Source organism: Nitrospira sp. (assembly GCA_005116745.1).
Classification (GTDB): domain Bacteria; phylum Nitrospirota; class Nitrospiria; order Nitrospirales; family Nitrospiraceae; genus Nitrospira_D.
The window spans coordinates 735,702-750,839 of sequence record SWDS01000010.1 but is presented as its reverse complement, the minus strand read 5'-3'; the positions used below and the strand labels follow the sequence as shown (position 1 = coordinate 750,839).

At 56.0% G+C, this 15,138-nt stretch carries 15 protein-coding genes; all 15 read left to right on the top strand.

Going from position 1 to position 15,138, the window contains the following annotated elements; translation table 11 throughout:
- Nucleotides 1-33: 33 nt before the first annotated feature.
- The 15 genes from E8D52_18295 (at nt 34) to E8D52_18225 (ending at nt 15,122) form a co-directional block, all read left to right on the top strand.
- Entirely contained in the window at nt 34-2,247 is a 2,214-nt protein-coding gene (locus E8D52_18295) for a TonB-dependent siderophore receptor (GenBank protein TKB66304.1), read from the top strand.
- A gap of 12 nt (nt 2,248-2,259) precedes the next feature.
- Entirely contained in the window at nt 2,260-3,789 is a 1,530-nt protein-coding gene (locus E8D52_18290) for a hypothetical protein (protein ID TKB66303.1), read from the top strand.
- 138 nt (nt 3,790-3,927) lie between these two features.
- The gene (gene cobO / locus E8D52_18285) at nt 3,928-4,527 is read left to right on the top strand and encodes a cob(I)yrinic acid a,c-diamide adenosyltransferase (protein TKB66302.1); all 600 of its coding nucleotides are present in this window, start codon (nt 3,928-3,930) and stop codon (nt 4,525-4,527) included.
- Complete coding sequence (locus E8D52_18280; GenBank protein TKB66403.1) at nt 4,521-4,757, top strand: hypothetical protein; 237 nt, start codon at nt 4,521-4,523, stop codon at nt 4,755-4,757. The genes cobO and E8D52_18280 overlap by 7 nt, the downstream gene beginning before the upstream one ends.
- Complete coding sequence (bluB, locus tag E8D52_18275) at nt 4,754-5,530, top strand: 5,6-dimethylbenzimidazole synthase (protein ID TKB66301.1); 777 nt, start codon at nt 4,754-4,756, stop codon at nt 5,528-5,530. Before E8D52_18280 ends, bluB begins: the two co-directional genes overlap by 4 nt.
- On the top strand, nt 5,436-6,032 hold the full coding sequence (locus E8D52_18270) for a cob(I)yrinic acid a,c-diamide adenosyltransferase (GenBank protein TKB66300.1): 597 nt from the start codon (nt 5,436-5,438) through the stop codon (nt 6,030-6,032). The genes bluB and E8D52_18270 overlap by 95 nt, the downstream gene beginning before the upstream one ends.
- The gene (cobU, locus tag E8D52_18265) at nt 6,010-6,570 is read left to right on the top strand and encodes a bifunctional adenosylcobinamide kinase/adenosylcobinamide-phosphate guanylyltransferase (GenBank protein ID TKB66299.1); all 561 of its coding nucleotides are present in this window, start codon (nt 6,010-6,012) and stop codon (nt 6,568-6,570) included. Before E8D52_18270 ends, cobU begins: the two co-directional genes overlap by 23 nt.
- A gap of 14 nt (nt 6,571-6,584) precedes the next feature.
- Entirely contained in the window at nt 6,585-7,637 is a 1,053-nt protein-coding gene (gene cobT / locus E8D52_18260) for a nicotinate-nucleotide--dimethylbenzimidazole phosphoribosyltransferase (protein ID TKB66298.1), read from the top strand.
- Between the two features lie 2 nt (nt 7,638-7,639).
- Nucleotides 7,640-8,404, top strand: coding sequence for an adenosylcobinamide-GDP ribazoletransferase (locus E8D52_18255; protein TKB66297.1), 765 nt, complete (start codon nt 7,640-7,642; stop codon nt 8,402-8,404).
- Nucleotides 8,401-9,357: a cobalamin biosynthesis protein CobD gene (gene cobD, locus E8D52_18250; GenBank protein TKB66296.1), complete on the top strand. Its 957-nt coding sequence runs from the start codon at nt 8,401-8,403 to the stop codon at nt 9,355-9,357. Before E8D52_18255 ends, cobD begins: the two co-directional genes overlap by 4 nt.
- Complete coding sequence (locus tag E8D52_18245) at nt 9,345-10,457, top strand: threonine-phosphate decarboxylase (protein TKB66295.1); 1,113 nt, start codon at nt 9,345-9,347, stop codon at nt 10,455-10,457. The genes cobD and E8D52_18245 overlap by 13 nt, the downstream gene beginning before the upstream one ends.
- Entirely contained in the window at nt 10,454-11,185 is a 732-nt protein-coding gene (locus tag E8D52_18240; protein TKB66294.1) for a hypothetical protein, read from the top strand. The genes E8D52_18245 and E8D52_18240 overlap by 4 nt, the downstream gene beginning before the upstream one ends.
- 1,075 nt (nt 11,186-12,260) lie before the next feature.
- Nucleotides 12,261-12,623 carry a response regulator gene (locus E8D52_18235; GenBank protein TKB66293.1) on the top strand — a complete coding sequence of 121 codons (363 nt, stop codon included), beginning with the start codon at nt 12,261-12,263 and terminating at the stop codon, nt 12,621-12,623.
- Nucleotides 12,624-12,653: 30 nt separating this feature from the next.
- Nucleotides 12,654-13,184 (top strand): purine-binding chemotaxis protein CheW, encoded by a 531-nt coding sequence (locus E8D52_18230; GenBank protein ID TKB66292.1) that lies wholly within the window; start codon nt 12,654-12,656, stop codon nt 13,182-13,184.
- 48 nt (nt 13,185-13,232) lie between these two features.
- Nucleotides 13,233-15,122 carry a methyl-accepting chemotaxis protein gene (locus E8D52_18225; GenBank protein ID TKB66291.1) on the top strand — a complete coding sequence of 630 codons (1,890 nt, stop codon included), beginning with the start codon at nt 13,233-13,235 and terminating at the stop codon, nt 15,120-15,122.
- The last annotated feature ends 16 nt before the right edge of the window (nt 15,123-15,138 follow it).

Sequence of the window (15,138 nt, the reverse complement as noted above, 5' to 3'; positions counted from 1 at the left end):
CATTCAGACCAACCTTTCGAGAACAAAAGGGGAATGCCCATGTGTCGTGGCTTTATTTACGCACTCGCAATTGTGTCGTGTGTTGTGCCTTCTGCCGTCAGTGCTCAAGATCGTGAAAGTCAGAGTCATGAAGAAGTACAAGTTCCGCAAGTGACCGTGATCGGATCGTCGATTAAACCTCGAGGCACGGGCACCCTGCATCTGGACCAGCCGAATCCCTCGGCGAGTCGGCTGGGTCTCTCGATGCGAGAGATTCCCGCCAGCGTGGAAATCGTGGATCAGACGCTCTTGCACGAGCGGGGGTTACGCACCATCTCCGAAGCAGTGGAAGGAGCCACCGGCGTGACCGTGGGGGATTCCCCGGGCAACCCGGCGAACTTCTCCATGCGCGGCTTCACCCACAATCAACTCCGGTTGCTCTACGACGGGCTGATGATCGGCCCCGCCTCCATGACCTCTCGGCCTCGGGACACCTGGAATCTGGAGCGCATCGAAATCCTCAAGGGCCCCGCCTCAGTCCTCTATGGCGAAGGCGCGCTCGGCGGGGCGATCAACTTCGTCACCAAGCGGCCGGTGCGGAGTGATCACGTCACCGTGGATGCGCTGTTGTCATATGGGACGTTCAATACGCTGCGTGCGTCAGCTGGCAGTGGCGGCCCTCTCCGCTGGGATAACCTGCACTATCGCGTCGATCTGAGCTATCAGACGTCGGACAGTTTCAGCGGCGTCCAACGCACGCCCTACACCTATTGGAACATGACCAGCGCCCTGCTCTATGACGCGACCTCACGTTTAAATTTCGAACTGTCGTTCGACGTCAGCCATGACCGCAGCGTCCCCTATTGGGGTACCCCGCTGGTCCCTGGGAGCTTCGCCGGGGCCTCTGCCGTTCCCGATGTCGTCACGACACGGGATGGGCGGACTATCGATGCGCGCATCCTCCGTCAGAACTTCAACGTTGTCGATGCCAACATGAGCTCCACGACCTACTGGGCCAAACTCAAAGCGAACTGGCAACCGACCGACACCATCCAGATTCGCAATCAGGGCTACTACTATTGGGCTGGGCGGGACTGGCAGAATGCCGAGACCTACCAATTCAACCCCGGCACCCTGTTGATCGACCGGGATCGGTTCTTTGTTCAGCATGATCAATACATCCTCGGAGACCGGCTGGAGATGCAGGTCAATGAATCGCTCTTCGCCCACAAGAATCGGTTCGTCGTTGGCGTGGATTTCAGCCACCTGCACCTGAATCGCCCGAGCTTTTTCAGCGGGGGAGACAGCGTGGACCCCTTGGGGCTTCCCTCCGGCTCCTTCGGGCCGATCGTCTCAGCAGAACAGCGGTCCACCATCACCACGACCGCCATCTTCGCGGAGAACCAATTCCATGTGACCGATGCATTGAAACTGGTCGGCGGGATGCGGTTCGACCATATCGACCTGAACCGGAAGCTGTTCAACAACGCCGGGGTGTTCAATACGGCGGCCAGTTTTGAGCGGGACTTTCAGCCGGTCACCTGGCGCGTCGGTGCCGTGTACGACCTGCTCCCGACGCTGACCTTGTATGGGCACTATGCGACGGCGGCGGATCCTGTCGGCACGAACATTTTCCTCGTGCGAGCGGCGGAGAACTTCGATCTCGCCACCGGCGCGCAGTGGGAAGTCGGCCTGAAGCAAAGCCTCTGGAACAATCGGGCGGAATGGACCGTAGCCTACTTTGATATCTTCCGGAAGAACATCTTGACCCAAACCACCTTGACGACGGCGGAGAACGCGGGACGCCAGACCTCCAAAGGCTTCGAACTGAGCGCGGCGGTGCGCCCAACGGACGCATGGCGGATCCAAGGGAACCTGACCTTTCTATCAGCGGAGTTTGAGGACTTCGCCGAGCAGACTGGCGGGAATCTCGTCTCGCATGATGGCAATCGGCCGCCGAACGTCCCGCAGACGGTGGCGAATCTCTGGAGTCAGTACCGGATACCGTTCGTCATGCCGTTCGACCTAGGCGCCTCGTTCCGCTATGTGGGCCCACGCTTCGCGGACAATGCCAATGCGGTGCGCCTGCATAGCTACACGACGGCGGATGTCTGGGTCACGATTCCGTATAAGCAGTTCGCGCTCACCATCCGAGGGCGGAATCTGGCGGACAAGACCTATGCGCTCTGGGCCGATCCGTTCTATCCCAGCCAAGTGTTGCTCGGCGCCCCCCGGACGATGGAAGTGATGCTCACGGCGCGCTTCTGAGATGAGCAAATAATGATGTGGATTCGGGCCGGCCTCAGAAGCCTTCATCGAGTACTTGGGACGTGCCTCGCTTTACTCGTCACGATATGGTTTGGATCAGGTGCGGTGTTGCTCTTTGTTCCCTATCCAAACCTGAACGAAGAAGAGCGATTTCAATCGCTGGAGCCACTCCAGTTGGATCACTGCTGTCTGCCGCTGGAGTTAATCTGGAATCAGGTTGGGCTGACTCAAGCGGTCGAGCGGGTACGTCTAGTCATGGCCTCCGGGCGACCGGTCTACGTGATCCATTTCCTAGACGGTACGCTGAAGGGTCTGTGGGCAGATCAGGGTGAGCTGCTATCAGAGATCACGCAATATGACGCAGTCCAGACTACGCAACATGGATACACGTTCGGTGTTGATTCAACGGTTGAAATGTTACGAGACGACCGATGGACGGTTCACCAGCGATTCGATCCACATCGACCGCTGAGGAAGGTCCAGCTGCATGATGCGGAGGAAACAGAGTTGTATCTGTCCTCCACAACCGGGGAACTAGTCATGGATACGACGGCGTTCGAACGGCAGTGGAATACCATTGGGGCTGTCATCCACTGGCTCTATCTACCGATGCTCCGACGACATTGGGCTCTGTGGGATCAAACAGTTTGGTGGTTGGCTGCTGCTGGGCTCATCACGGCTGTCTCCGGGCTGGTCCTAGGCATTCAGCATGGGCTTCACGGTCAAGGACAACGTCTGCATAGCCAATTTATAGGAATCAAACGGTGGCATCACCTGGGGGGGATGGCCATTGGAGCTGTGGTGTGTCTATGGCTTTTCAGTGGCCTACTCTCGATGGATCACGGCCGATGGTTCTCGCGTAGTGAGCCAACAATGGAGCAGCGGCAACGCTTTATGGGTGGAATGTTGGTACCTGAAGATATTGGCGTTCCGCTAGGAGACGCCATGCGGCATCTCCAGCTTGATGCTCCAGTCAAAGAGATCCTGCTCAGTAAAGTCGGAGGTGCGAGCTACTATGTCTTCCGCTCAGATTCCGAGCAGCAAGTGGTAATGAGCGCCGACTCGGTTCGGGCCCCTGCGTCGAAATTTACGCTCGATACGCTAGCTGAAGCGGCAAAGCTGGTGATGTCAGCTCAACAGTTGGATCGAAGCGAAATCGCCCAAGGAGATCTCTATTATTACAGTACGGTTCATAATCCTCGTCCACTTTCCGGATTGCGAATTGTCTTGAATGATCCCGCACGGACTTGGGTTCACATCGATACGAGCACAGGCCGGCTGATGGAGATCATGGACTCTAGCGGAAGAGCATATCGATGGCTATTTCATGGTCTGCATAGCTGGGATGTTCCGTTTTTCTTGGAACGTGACTGGCAGCGGAGAATGATACTTGTAGGGCTCTGCGGCGCAGGATTCCTGTTTAGCTTGTCCGGTGTGTGTCTGGGGATTGCCAGGCTCGTCACTATGAGTCGCCGAAGTTCTTGGTTATCCGGTAGCGCACGGAATTACATGGAGCCACGAAGGCAGAAACCTCTGGTTTAGTGGTACAACCTAGAGCCCCAGTGAGTCTCACGGATGGGTTGTGGGTATTCAGAGGGACGCTCTATACTCACAAAGAGTTTTTCACGCACAGAAGGCCGTGATCTTGCTTGGCTCTGCTGTGAACATCAAAGGTGTGTGATGATTGAACAGAACGAACATACAGCAAGAATGGAGCGTCTCAAGGCCTCGGTTGATCGGCGCATTGCGGAAGCGCAACGGGAGAAAGGACTCTTGATTGTCTACACCGGCGCCGGCAAAGGAAAGACGACTGCGGCGCTGGGGATGATATTGCGCTGCATCGGGCATGGCTGGAAGGTGGCAGTGGTCCAATTTATCAAAGGAGCTATCGACACCGCGGAAGAGCGGGCGTTGAAGTCCTTCGGGGATCGGATGAGATTTCTCCGAATGGGTGAAGGCTACACCTGGGAGACACAGGATCGGGAGCGAGACACTCAATGTGCTCAACAAGCGTGGGCAAAGGTCTGTGAGTTTCTCCGCGATCCCTCCTATGCCATGGTGGTCCTCGACGAGTTCAATATCGCGCTGAAGCACGGCTATGTCGCGCTGGATGACGTGCTCCCGGTACTGCGCAACCGTCCGCCGATGCAGCATGTGGTGATCACCGGCAGAGGGGGGCCAGCAGAGATTTTGGAAGAAGCCGATCTTGTGACGGAGATGAAGCAAGTGAAGCATCCCTTCCGAAATGGCATCAAGGCGCAACCGGGGGTTGAATTTTGAGAGGACCAGTTCAGAAGACCTGCGAGCGCTGTGGGCAGGACTTCGAGTGTGGCGGATACCAGTGCTGGTGTGGCAAGCTCGGCATTACCGAGGCACACATGGATTGGATTGCGGCGAGGTATAAGGAGTGCCTCTGTTCTCATTGTTTGGGAAAAATCGCAGCAGGCGAGCTGGAGCCTCAGCTCAATGTGACTAGCCATAACCAGGGCGATCGAGCGAGGCAATCATGAGAACCAAGAGCCGATTTTCAGACGCTGAGCGGGAAGCTGTCTATCGCGTGATATTTGAGCGGCGAGATGTGCGCCGGAATTTTGTGCCGACGCCGATTCCAGATGCGGTGATGATGCGGCTGCTGACGGCGGCGCATCATGCGGGATCGGTGGGATTCATGCAGCCGTGGGATTTCGTGGTCATCCGCAATCGCGCGACGAAGCGCGCAGTGAAAGATCTCTTTATCGACGCCAATACCAAGGCGTCCGCTCGGTATACAGGCAACAAGAGAGCACTGTATCGAGGATTGAAGCTGGAAGGTATCGAGGAAGCGCCGGTCAATCTGTGCATCACGTGCAGCCGGCGGCGCGGCGGGCCATCCGTACTTGGCCGCTCCACGGTGCGCGCAACGGATTTGTACAGTACCTGTTGCGCCGTTCAGAATCTCTGGTTAGCCGCGAGGGCCGAGGGCATCGGCGTCGGTTGGGTCAGTATTGTAGATCACCAGAAGCTCAAACAAGTGATCGGCGTACCTCACTCGGTGACGATCCTTGCCTATCTCTGCCTCGGCTATGTATCCAAGTTTGAAGACCGACCGGATCTAGAAGCAGCCGGATGGCGGAGTCGGATTCCAGTTGGCCAGTTAATTCACGACGAGTCATGGGGCAATCGGATTCATGACAAGAGAGGGGATGGGGATGCGCATCACCAAGGTCTACACAAAAACAGGGGACGCGGGGAAAACCAGACTGGCCGGCGGACAACAGGTGTGGAAAGACAGTCTGCGGGTTGAAGCCTACGGCACGATCGATGAGTTGAATGCGTCGATCGGTGTGGTGCGAGTGATGAATACCGATGTTGTGGACGAGTATTCAGCTGCTGCACAACTTGAAGACGAGCTACGCTGGGTACAGAACAAATTATTCGATGTGGGTAGTATTCTGGCGACGGCACCGGGACAAACCTTCAAGAATATGCCGCAGGTCGCGGCGAAGGACGTCACACGGTTAGAAAAACTGATGGATCGGTGCCAAAAAGATTTGGAGCCGCTGAAAGAATTCATCCTGCCGGGAGGCGGAAAAGTTTCAGGGTTTTTGCACCAGGCTCGGACGGTTTGTCGCCGCGCTGAACGGTTGTGTGTGGCTCTCTCAAAAACGGAGCCGGTCGATTCGACGATCATCAAGTTCGTCAATCGGTTGAGTGATGCGTTGTTCGTGCTGGCTCGGTGGGTTTCCAAGACGCAGGGCGAGCCTGAATTCTTATGGGAACGTGATGTCGCCAAGAAAGCCAAGTAACCGCCGACCGACGCGACGAGCCAAGGGCCGTATTATTCTTGTGCTTGGCGGGGCGTCGTCTGGGAAAAGTGAGGCCGCACTCAAGTTAGCCGGATCCCGAGGGCCACGCGCATTCGTTGCAACGGGGCAAGGGTTGGATGGTGAAATGGCGGCACGCATCGCTCGACACCAGGCCACACGCTCGGCGGATTGGGAGACCGTTGAAGCGCCGCTCGAGGTGGAGGCATGGTTTGCCAAACAGGGTCCTCGGTACCAGACGATTCTCTTTGATTGCGTCACATTGTGGTTGAGTAATTTGGTTGGAGCCGGCCTCAACGAATCAGTCATTCTCACCCGAGCTGGAACGCTGGTGCAACGGATGCGGACTGCAACGGCTAGAGTGGTCATCGTCAGTAATGAGTTGGGGTTTGGGCTGGTTCCGGCTGAGCCTGCAACACGTGCGTTTCGCGATCTTGCCGGACGGGTGAACCAGCAGATTGCCGCTGGAGTGGATGAAGTGCATCTGATCGTGAGCGGACTATCGCTTCGCTTGAAGTAACTAGAGGAGCCGTCATGTCGATACAGGACCTGTGCCGTCGTATTCAGCCGGTCGATATTAGTCTCCGTGGAAAGGCACAAGCCAGATTGGATCGGCTGACCAAACCGCTCGGCAGTCTCGGGCGCCTGGAAGAATTGGCGGCCTCCTACGTCTCCATCACCGGTGAAGTGAAGCCTAATGTTCCACGCGGCGTAGTCTTTACGTTTGCCGCTGATCACGGAGTGACTCTGGAAGGGGTGAGTGCCTATCCTCGGGAGGTCACCCCTCAAATGGTCTTGAACTTTCTGCGAGGTGGGGCTGGCGTGAATGTGTTGGCAAAGCATGCCGGTGTGGATGTGCGCGTGGTGGACATAGGCGTCGATTATGAGTTCGACGCTGTGCCCGGTCTGCTTGCTCGGAAAGTTATGAAGGGCACGAACAATCTGGCGGTGGAATCGGCGATGACACGCAGCCAAGCAGAGCAGGCTGTGATGATCGGAGTTGAACTGGCGACAGAAGTCGTGCGAGAGGGGATTGGCCTGATCGGCACCGGTGAGATGGGTATTGGCAATACGACACCCAGTGCCGCTATCACCGCGGCGATGACTGGTCGGCCTGTGGCCGATGTAACCGGATGCGGGACCGGCATCGACGAGTCCAGTCGTCGGCATAAGATAGCAGTGATTGAGCGGGCGCTCGACCTGCATCGTCCCGACATGATGGATCCACTTGATGTTCTGACAAAAGTTGGGGGGCTGGAGATCGCTGGATTGGCGGGTTTGATACTCGGGGCGGCAGCAGCCCGGGTGCCTATCGTGCTGGATGGGTTCATCGCTGGGGCTGCGGCATTGATTGCCGTCGGGCTTCAGCCCTTGTGTCGTGAGTATCTCATCGCCTCCCATCGCTCGGTCGAGCAGGGCCATCGCGTGGTCTTGGACCATCTGAGATTGAAGCCGCTGTTGGATCTCGACTTGCGTCTTGGCGAGGGTACGGGGGCCTGTTTGGGAATGGATTTGGTCTGTGCCGCGATCAAGATCTATACGGAGATGGCAACCTTCGACGAAGCAGGCGTGTCTGACAAGGTGTAACGATGGGAACTGTGGCCCGTCCATTTATCTTTGCCTGGCACTTTCTGACGACGATTCCGTTGAGCCGAACTCATCACGAGCCAACCGCGCCAGAACTGGCCGCATCGATGGCCTGGTATCCCGTCATTGGTTTGCTGATCGGCGGCGGACTCATCGTGGCGGACTTTGGATTGACGGCAATTCTCTCACCGACGGTTGTGAATGTGCTGCTGATTGTCCTGTTGGTGCTGTTGACGCGGGGGCTTCATCAGGACGGGTTGGCTGACACATTAGATGGATTGGCGGGAGGCCGTACACCGGTAGAACGGCTTTCGATCATGCGCGATCCCCGTATCGGTGCGATCGGCGCGACAGGACTTTTTCTCTCACTGATTCTCCGGTATGCGGGATTGATGGCTCTGCCGCTTGAGTTTCGGCTCCCTGCCGTGCTCTGCATGCCGGCAATGGGTCGTTGGGCGATGGTCATGCTGGCTTGGATTTCGCCCTATGCCAGATCGGAAGGCGGATTGGCAGCGCCGTTCCTCACTCATCTGTCGTGGCGGCACGTGGCCATATCCACGGCGGTCTTGACGATTGCTTTGGCAGGAGGCTTTGGGACAGTTGGTACATGTTTGATCCTCCTCGCTGGCGCTCCAATCGTACTCGCTGGCTGGTTAGCCTGCCGTAGCTGGTTCGGTGGGATCACTGGGGATACGCTTGGAGCTATGAATGAAGTGATTGAAATCCTCTTCCTGTTACTCGTTCCACTCTTGCTCCGGTTACCATGACCGGCGGCGAACTCCTTATCGCTTCTGCACTTGACGGGATATGTGGTGATCCTCGCTGGTTGCCCCATCCAGTCCGTATGATGGGCCGGTGCATTGCATGGCTCGATCACCGGGTCCGAAACATCTGTCGAAGTAACACTAGCCTTCGGATGGTAGGGATTTGTCTGGCCGGAGGGTTCCCGATTGTGGCCTATTGTCTCGGCGCTGTCATCATTCAAGAGGCTGAGCACTTTGCAGGGTGGCTGGGATCAGCCCTGTCAATTGGATTGGCCTCAACCACTCTCGCCACACGGGACCTATGGGATCATGTCCGTGCGGTGAATGATCCGCTCCAAGCCGGTGATCTTCCTGCTGCCCGTGGAGCTGTGGCCATGATCGTGGGGCGAGACACGGCGGAGCTCTCCGAATCCGAGGTGGCCCGTGCGACAGTGGAAACGGTCGCAGAAAGTGTGTCAGACGGTGTGATTGCGCCATTGTTGTATCTGGCGGTTGGAGGGGTCCCATTGGCCTTGGCCTACAAGGCCGTCAATACATTGGATTCCATGATCGGCCATCGTGATGAGCGCTATGCCTATCTTGGCTGGGCATCGGCTCGGCTTGATGATCTGGTGAACTGGATTCCTGCCCGGCTTTCGGCAGTGCTGCTTCTCCTGGGCGCAGGTCTCATGACTCAAGAGCTGGAACGGATTCGCAACGGATGGCTGGTGTTTCAGCGAGATGGAAGTCTCCACCCCAGTCCCAATAGTGGCAGGCCTGAAGCAGCGATGGCCGGGATCTTAGGAATACGGTTGGGAGGCACCAACTTCTATGATGGAATTGCGCAAGACCGTCCTGTTCTTGGTGTAGAGGGGCGGAGCGCAGAGCCAAGAGACATGACGTTAGCGGCAACTATCATGGTGGCCGCTTCGGTGCTGGGGGTCATTCTGGCGGTGGGGATCAAATGGCTCGTCTGAGGGCACGCGTGCATGGCGGGGATATCTACAGTGCTGCACGAGAACTGCACCGTGACCCTACCGAGATTCTTGATTTCAGCGCCAGCATCAACCCACTAGGACCCTCTCCACAAGTGTGGAAAGCCATCACCGCGTCCAGACATCTGTTGAGTCATTATCCAGATCCCAACTGTTGGGATCTGCGGCAGGCATTGGCCACATTCTGGCAGATTGATCCGGAACACATCGTCGTTGGTAACGGTTCCACAGAGTTAATTGAGGTGCTCCCTCGCGCACTGGGGATTCATCGGCTCCTTGTCGTTCAGCCCACCTTTTCCGAATATGCTGCCGCAATGGTGCGAGCGGGAGGACAGGCCACAGCGTTCTTTGCTGACCGAAGCGACCAGTATGCCATCCCAATCGACCGTCTTTGCCATGCAATGGAAGCAGGCCGGCATGATGGTCGTTCTATTGATGGCGTCGTGCTCTGTCATCCCAACAGTCCAACGGGACAAGCCTGCTCAGCCGACGATATTGCACGGTTAGCGAAGGCTACCCGCCGGCGAGGGCTCTGGCTAGTGATCGACGAAGCATTTGCCGACTATTGTCCAGAGCGATCTGTCCTGCCGCATGCGGCCTCCTGGTCGCATGTCGTAGTCTTGCGCAGCATGACCAAATTCTATGCCCTGCCGGGGCTGCGAGTAGGATATGCAGTGGCAACCCGTATCACCGCTCGACAACTACAATGGCAGCTGCCACCGTGGTCAGTGAGCGCAATGGGGCAAGTAGCCGCGCTCGCTGCCGTGAACGATGCGGCACATGCGCGCAAGAGTTTGCGATTCATGGCGCGAGAGCGTGAACGGTTGCACGCATTGCTGGTGGCCTTGCCCGGCTGCGTTGTGATGCCGACACACGCAAATTACTTCCTTGTTGAATTGCCTCGTGGCTGGCAGGCACGTGACATGACCGAACAATTGCGAAGCACAGGCCTGTTGATTCGAGACTGTTCGTCCGTGCCTGGCACAAACTCACGTTCCATCAGACTCGCAGTGCGGACTGTTCAAAACAATGACCGGATCGTTCGGACCATATCTCGACTGCTCCTCCAAGGCGTCTCATGATGAAAGGCACTTCCACACGAGTCCGTACCAGCTATCAAGTGATGGGGCAGACACTGGTCATCAACCTTGAAGGTCGGAGACGGGTGCTTTCCTCTGCGCCACAAGGGGGAGGGTTCACGCTGGCTTCCTATGTCCTCAATCATCAGGTCGAGGCACATTCCTTGGCGACCGAGGATCAGTCTAGAACCTTCACTGATCCTGCCCACTTTTTGCGAAAAGTGGCCTCCCGACTTGGCATCCGTGCACGAACCGTTGGACTCATGACGGCTGTCCCGATGACACAGCTGGTAATGGCACGAGTTGCTTCGGATGGGATCTGGGTGGAGTGTTTTGCGACGGTTGGTGTGACGAATGCCGTCCGGGCGGGAGAATGGCCACCTCAATATTCTCATCGCGACAGACCGGGCAAGCCCGGCACGATCAATCTCATTCTCATCACAAACGGGAGTCTCTCTCATGCCGCGATGGTTGGTGTCGTGCAAGTGGCCACCGAGGCCAAGACCGGCGTCTTGCGCGATCATGCAGTGCCAAATTGCCGTGGCGGCATAGCAGCCACCGGAACTGGTACGGATGCGGTCGTGATTGCGTGTCAGCTACAGGGACAGGGTCCATCACACATCTATAGCGGAACCCATACAGTGATCGGAGCGCTTATTGGACGCGCAGTGACCAACTGTATGACTCGCGGCTTAGCGAAAGCGAAGGCTTGGCGGGAGTCGTGTCAATGACGATACCGACAGTTTCTGTTCTTGGATCGGGTTTTGACGTAGAAAAATATTTGGTCACAGCCGGGATACGCCGATTGCTTCACCACACAGGTGTTTGCGAAGCAAGAGGCTTCGGCATATTGTGATGGGCGAGCAAGGCTCTGGTCGGTCGTGAAAGACAGCTATGTACGGCTGTCGAAGTAGTTCGATGTGATGGTGATTGGGGGGCGGGCAGTGCAGCTGGAGTCAATCTCCGAAATGGTATCTCGTGAATTGGCCAGTCGTGGAATTCGCCGTCCTTCCGTCCTGATTGAGAACGATTACCAATCGACCGCTATGCACAAAGAAGCGTTCGATGGAGCTATTCGGTACGACGGTCTTGTGTGGAGCACGTACATTTATGGTGTGTTTGATGAGCCCGGCTTTCGTCGTGGCTGGCTTAATCGTGCTCGCCTGAGGAAAAGACTTCCAGCTCTCGATATTCATGTATCGATGTCAGTCACTATTCGGTTGCAGGATGAACTTGATCGGTGGGCTGCTCATTTATCCAGGAACGTCAATCTGACTTGCCTTCTCCGATGACCTCGCCTCTCCGGTCTTAGCCACGTTTCGTTCCAATACCACTTCTCGCCTTTGCATCGACATCCACCACACTCAACAAAGATGTTGATATTCAGCGTTTTCTTGCCAACTAGCAACAAGTCGCTACACTCCATGAGAGCAGCATCAATTGATCTTGAAGGGTAGGAAGAGGTGACGTAGACGTGAGCGCGCCGTCACAGATCGTGGGGACTGGTTGTGTGTCGTAATCTTCGGAAGTATGTTCTATGTCACGGACGGAGAAGCTGACGGTGCGGAACCGTTCATTGCGGTACTCATGCCGGGGACACATGGTTTTTCAAGACTGACAGTTGAGTCACTTGGGTACATCCAGATGATCGAATAGAAAACGCTGAACCTGACGACGTTGAGGCGAAGGTGCTTCGCACATGCCCATGGCCTCTCGCCCCTCAGAATAGCGATACACGACACGGACGGCAATGCCGATGCGTTAAGCACAGCATGAGTCTTTCTTGAAAGAGAGAGGGAATGGTTTATGAGCAAAATAATGGTTGTCGACGACTCGTACGCGGAACTGCAACTCATCGAGTCGTATCTGAAGGCTGCTCAACACACCGTTGTCTCATTCTCCAACGCGGATGGATTGGAGGAGAAGGTTGTCTCTGAAAAACCTGACCTGATCGTCTTGGATGTGGTGATGCCAGGCCGCAATGGATTTCAGGCGTGCAGGGATCTAAAAACTGATGCTCGTTTCAAGAACATTCCGATCGTGCTCTGCACCTCCAAAGGACAGGAAAGCGACAAGTTCTGGGGACAGCAACAGGGGGCGAACGGACACGTGGTGAAACCCTTCAAATCAGAGGAGCTCCTGCATGCTGTGAAGCACGCACTGAGCTGAGAGAGCCGATACTGCAAGGGTCGTAATACGATGATTCCCTTAGACGCATTACCTCAACTGTATTCCGATTCAGTCCTAGAACAGGCAACATCCACCGAATCATTGCGGGTGTGTCTCGTTGCATTGGGAGATGAAACATTCGCGATCGATATCCGCCAGGTCCGTGAGGTCTTCGAACCCAAGTCGATCACGCCCGTACCAGGAATGCCTTCGGCGCTGGTCGGTGTCACCAATCTACGAGGAACCATCATTCCCCTTACGGATTTGAGGTGCGCATTAGGCATATCGACCTCTGTCATGCCGAAATATGCGGTGGTAATTCGTCACGGCATGCAACTGGTCGGTATCCTGGTCCAAGAGGTTCCCGAAATTCGCACCATCCAGTTGGATGATCTGGTCATTCCCTCGACTTCTACGGCAGCTGAGAGGCGTCCCATGATTTCGGCGTTCTTTACAACTGAGAACAAACCGGGCGCGGTCTTAGAGCTGTCTCGACTATTGGCCTCCATAGAGGGAACTGCCGATGACCAGATGCCATACCATCATAGTGAGGAACGATGATGCCGACAAAGGTACATTCCATCTTGAGTCGTGCGCAGGAGGAGAGTCATGGCGAACGCTAAATCAACATGGAACTGGTCGCCTCGTACATGGTTTAAAAACCTCAAAGCCCTGCACAAGATCTTTATCGGGTTCACCGTCATCCTGATCGGCATGATTGCCATTGGTTTGATCGGTGTGTTCGGTCTCCACCAGCTGAAGAACCAGCTAAGTTCCATGTATGACGAATCAACCGTGGGGGTTTCTCATCTCGCGGTGAGCAGCACCAACCTCAGTTTGTATCACAGTGCGTTGTTGAGCGTCACGGACCAAAGACAAAAGAGTGACTTTGATGAGGCCATCATTCCGCTCGCTGAATTGAAGAGGCGGACGCTGACGCCGCTTGAGGCGTATCGGCCGTCTGCAACACATGAAACCCTAGACGGTCGTCGAGATGGACAAGAGTTAGATGTCCTCCTGTTTACGTTAAAAGAATATTTTGCGTCGGCTGAAAGCGCAGTGGGAGCATTGAACGATAGCTTTGACTCTTCGCTCACCGATGAGCAAAAACAGTCGATGAGGGAACTGGGAGCTTCGGTCTTGTCCACTGAGGTCTCGTTGTGGCACGGTCGGTCGATATGGCGCTTTCAATGGATGGCGCAGCTCATTCGGGATTTTGCCGGCGAACTAAATGATGATGGGCAGAGTATGGCCATCTACCAGACGAAGGTCATGCTCGGCGCAGCAGTCGCGGCACTCCTCATAGCCATCGCGATTGGATATTTCCTCGCCCACAGCATTGTGAAAGACATCATCCATGTCGCCGACGTTGCGACACAGGCTGCCGCGGGCAATTTGAAGGCACGTGCCAACCTGGAGAGCGACGATGAAGTCGGACATATGGCCAAGGCATTCAACATCATGTTGGATCGAGTCACGGCGCTGGTGTCAACAGAGGAAGAGCGGGACAGGATGCAAAAGCAACTCGTGCAATTCCTCGTATTGGTCTCCGATGTCGGGAAAGGAGATTTGACCAAGCGCGGTGAAGTGACGGCCGATATGTTTGGCAATTTGGCGGACGGATTCAATCTCATGATTCAGCGCTTTTCACAGTTAATGAAACACGTGCGCCAGGCCGCCGAACGTGTCAATAGCTCGGCAGGCAGGTTGCGGGACACTGCGGGCCAGATGTCCGGAACTGCCAGACATCAAGCGGATGAATCAATCAAGGCGCTCGGCGCGATTGAACAGCTGGCATCATCGATGCGCGAAGTGTCAGAGACCGCAGGAGCCTCGTCCGACGCAGCTCGTCAAGTGCTCAAGGCCACTGAAGACGGTCGGCTCGCGGTGCAAGAAACGGTTCACGATATGCAGCGCATTCAATTGGCGGTCCAACGGATGTCAAAGCAGGTCAAAGCGCTCGGCGACCGTTCTTTGGAAATTTCACAAATCGTCTCGACCATTCGAGATATTGCCAATCAGACCAATTTGTTAGCCCTCAACGCTGCGATCGAGGCCGCCGGTGCCGGTGAGGCTGGAGCGCGCTTTGGGGTCGTCGCCGATCAGGTGCGGAAGCTTGCGGAAAGCTCGACACAGGCCACACGCGAGATCGCGGACCTGGTGAAAGTCATTCAGAGCGAAACGCAACATGCGGTCGTTGCCATGGAACATGAAACTCAGGCGGTCGAAGCCGGGTCGGCTTCGGCCTTGCGAACAGGCGATGTGTTTAAGGACATTTCGTCGATTGCGCAACGGTCGGCGGAACTTGCGCAAAGTATTGCGGCAGCAGCGGCTAACCAAACGGTGTCAACCGATCAAGTCGGTCGTTCAATCAAGGACTTTACCGGAGGTGCCGTGGCAACGCAAAAGGCCACCGATTCGGCTCGTGCGACAGTCGAAGATATGGTGACCTTGGCTGAAGGTCTGACGACGTCAGTGTCGCAGTTTAAGTTGGCCTGAGAATCCCCCTCATCCG

What these genes read in the sequence shown, in the direction of transcription:
- E8D52_18295 (TKB66304.1), top strand. Translation starts at nt 34, where the DNA reads ATGCCCATGTGTCGTGGCTTTATTTACGCACTCGCAATTGTGTCGTGT.
- E8D52_18290 (TKB66303.1), top strand. Translation starts at nt 2,260, where the DNA reads ATGATGTGGATTCGGGCCGGCCTCAGAAGCCTTCATCGAGTACTTGGG.
- cobO (TKB66302.1), top strand. Translation starts at nt 3,928, where the DNA reads ATGATTGAACAGAACGAACATACAGCAAGAATGGAGCGTCTCAAGGCC.
- bluB (TKB66301.1), top strand. Translation starts at nt 4,754, where the DNA reads ATGAGAACCAAGAGCCGATTTTCAGACGCTGAGCGGGAAGCTGTCTAT.
- E8D52_18270 (TKB66300.1), top strand. Translation starts at nt 5,436, where the DNA reads ATGCGCATCACCAAGGTCTACACAAAAACAGGGGACGCGGGGAAAACC.
- cobU (TKB66299.1), top strand. Translation starts at nt 6,010, where the DNA reads ATGTCGCCAAGAAAGCCAAGTAACCGCCGACCGACGCGACGAGCCAAG.
- cobT (TKB66298.1), top strand. Translation starts at nt 6,585, where the DNA reads ATGTCGATACAGGACCTGTGCCGTCGTATTCAGCCGGTCGATATTAGT.
- E8D52_18255 (TKB66297.1), top strand. Translation starts at nt 7,640, where the DNA reads ATGGGAACTGTGGCCCGTCCATTTATCTTTGCCTGGCACTTTCTGACG.
- cobD (TKB66296.1), top strand. Translation starts at nt 8,401, where the DNA reads ATGACCGGCGGCGAACTCCTTATCGCTTCTGCACTTGACGGGATATGT.
- E8D52_18245 (TKB66295.1), top strand. Translation starts at nt 9,345, where the DNA reads ATGGCTCGTCTGAGGGCACGCGTGCATGGCGGGGATATCTACAGTGCT.
- E8D52_18240 (TKB66294.1), top strand. Translation starts at nt 10,454, where the DNA reads ATGATGAAAGGCACTTCCACACGAGTCCGTACCAGCTATCAAGTGATG.
- E8D52_18235 (TKB66293.1), top strand. Translation starts at nt 12,261, where the DNA reads ATGAGCAAAATAATGGTTGTCGACGACTCGTACGCGGAACTGCAACTC.
- E8D52_18230 (TKB66292.1), top strand. Translation starts at nt 12,654, where the DNA reads ATGATTCCCTTAGACGCATTACCTCAACTGTATTCCGATTCAGTCCTA.
- E8D52_18225 (TKB66291.1), top strand. Translation starts at nt 13,233, where the DNA reads ATGGCGAACGCTAAATCAACATGGAACTGGTCGCCTCGTACATGGTTT.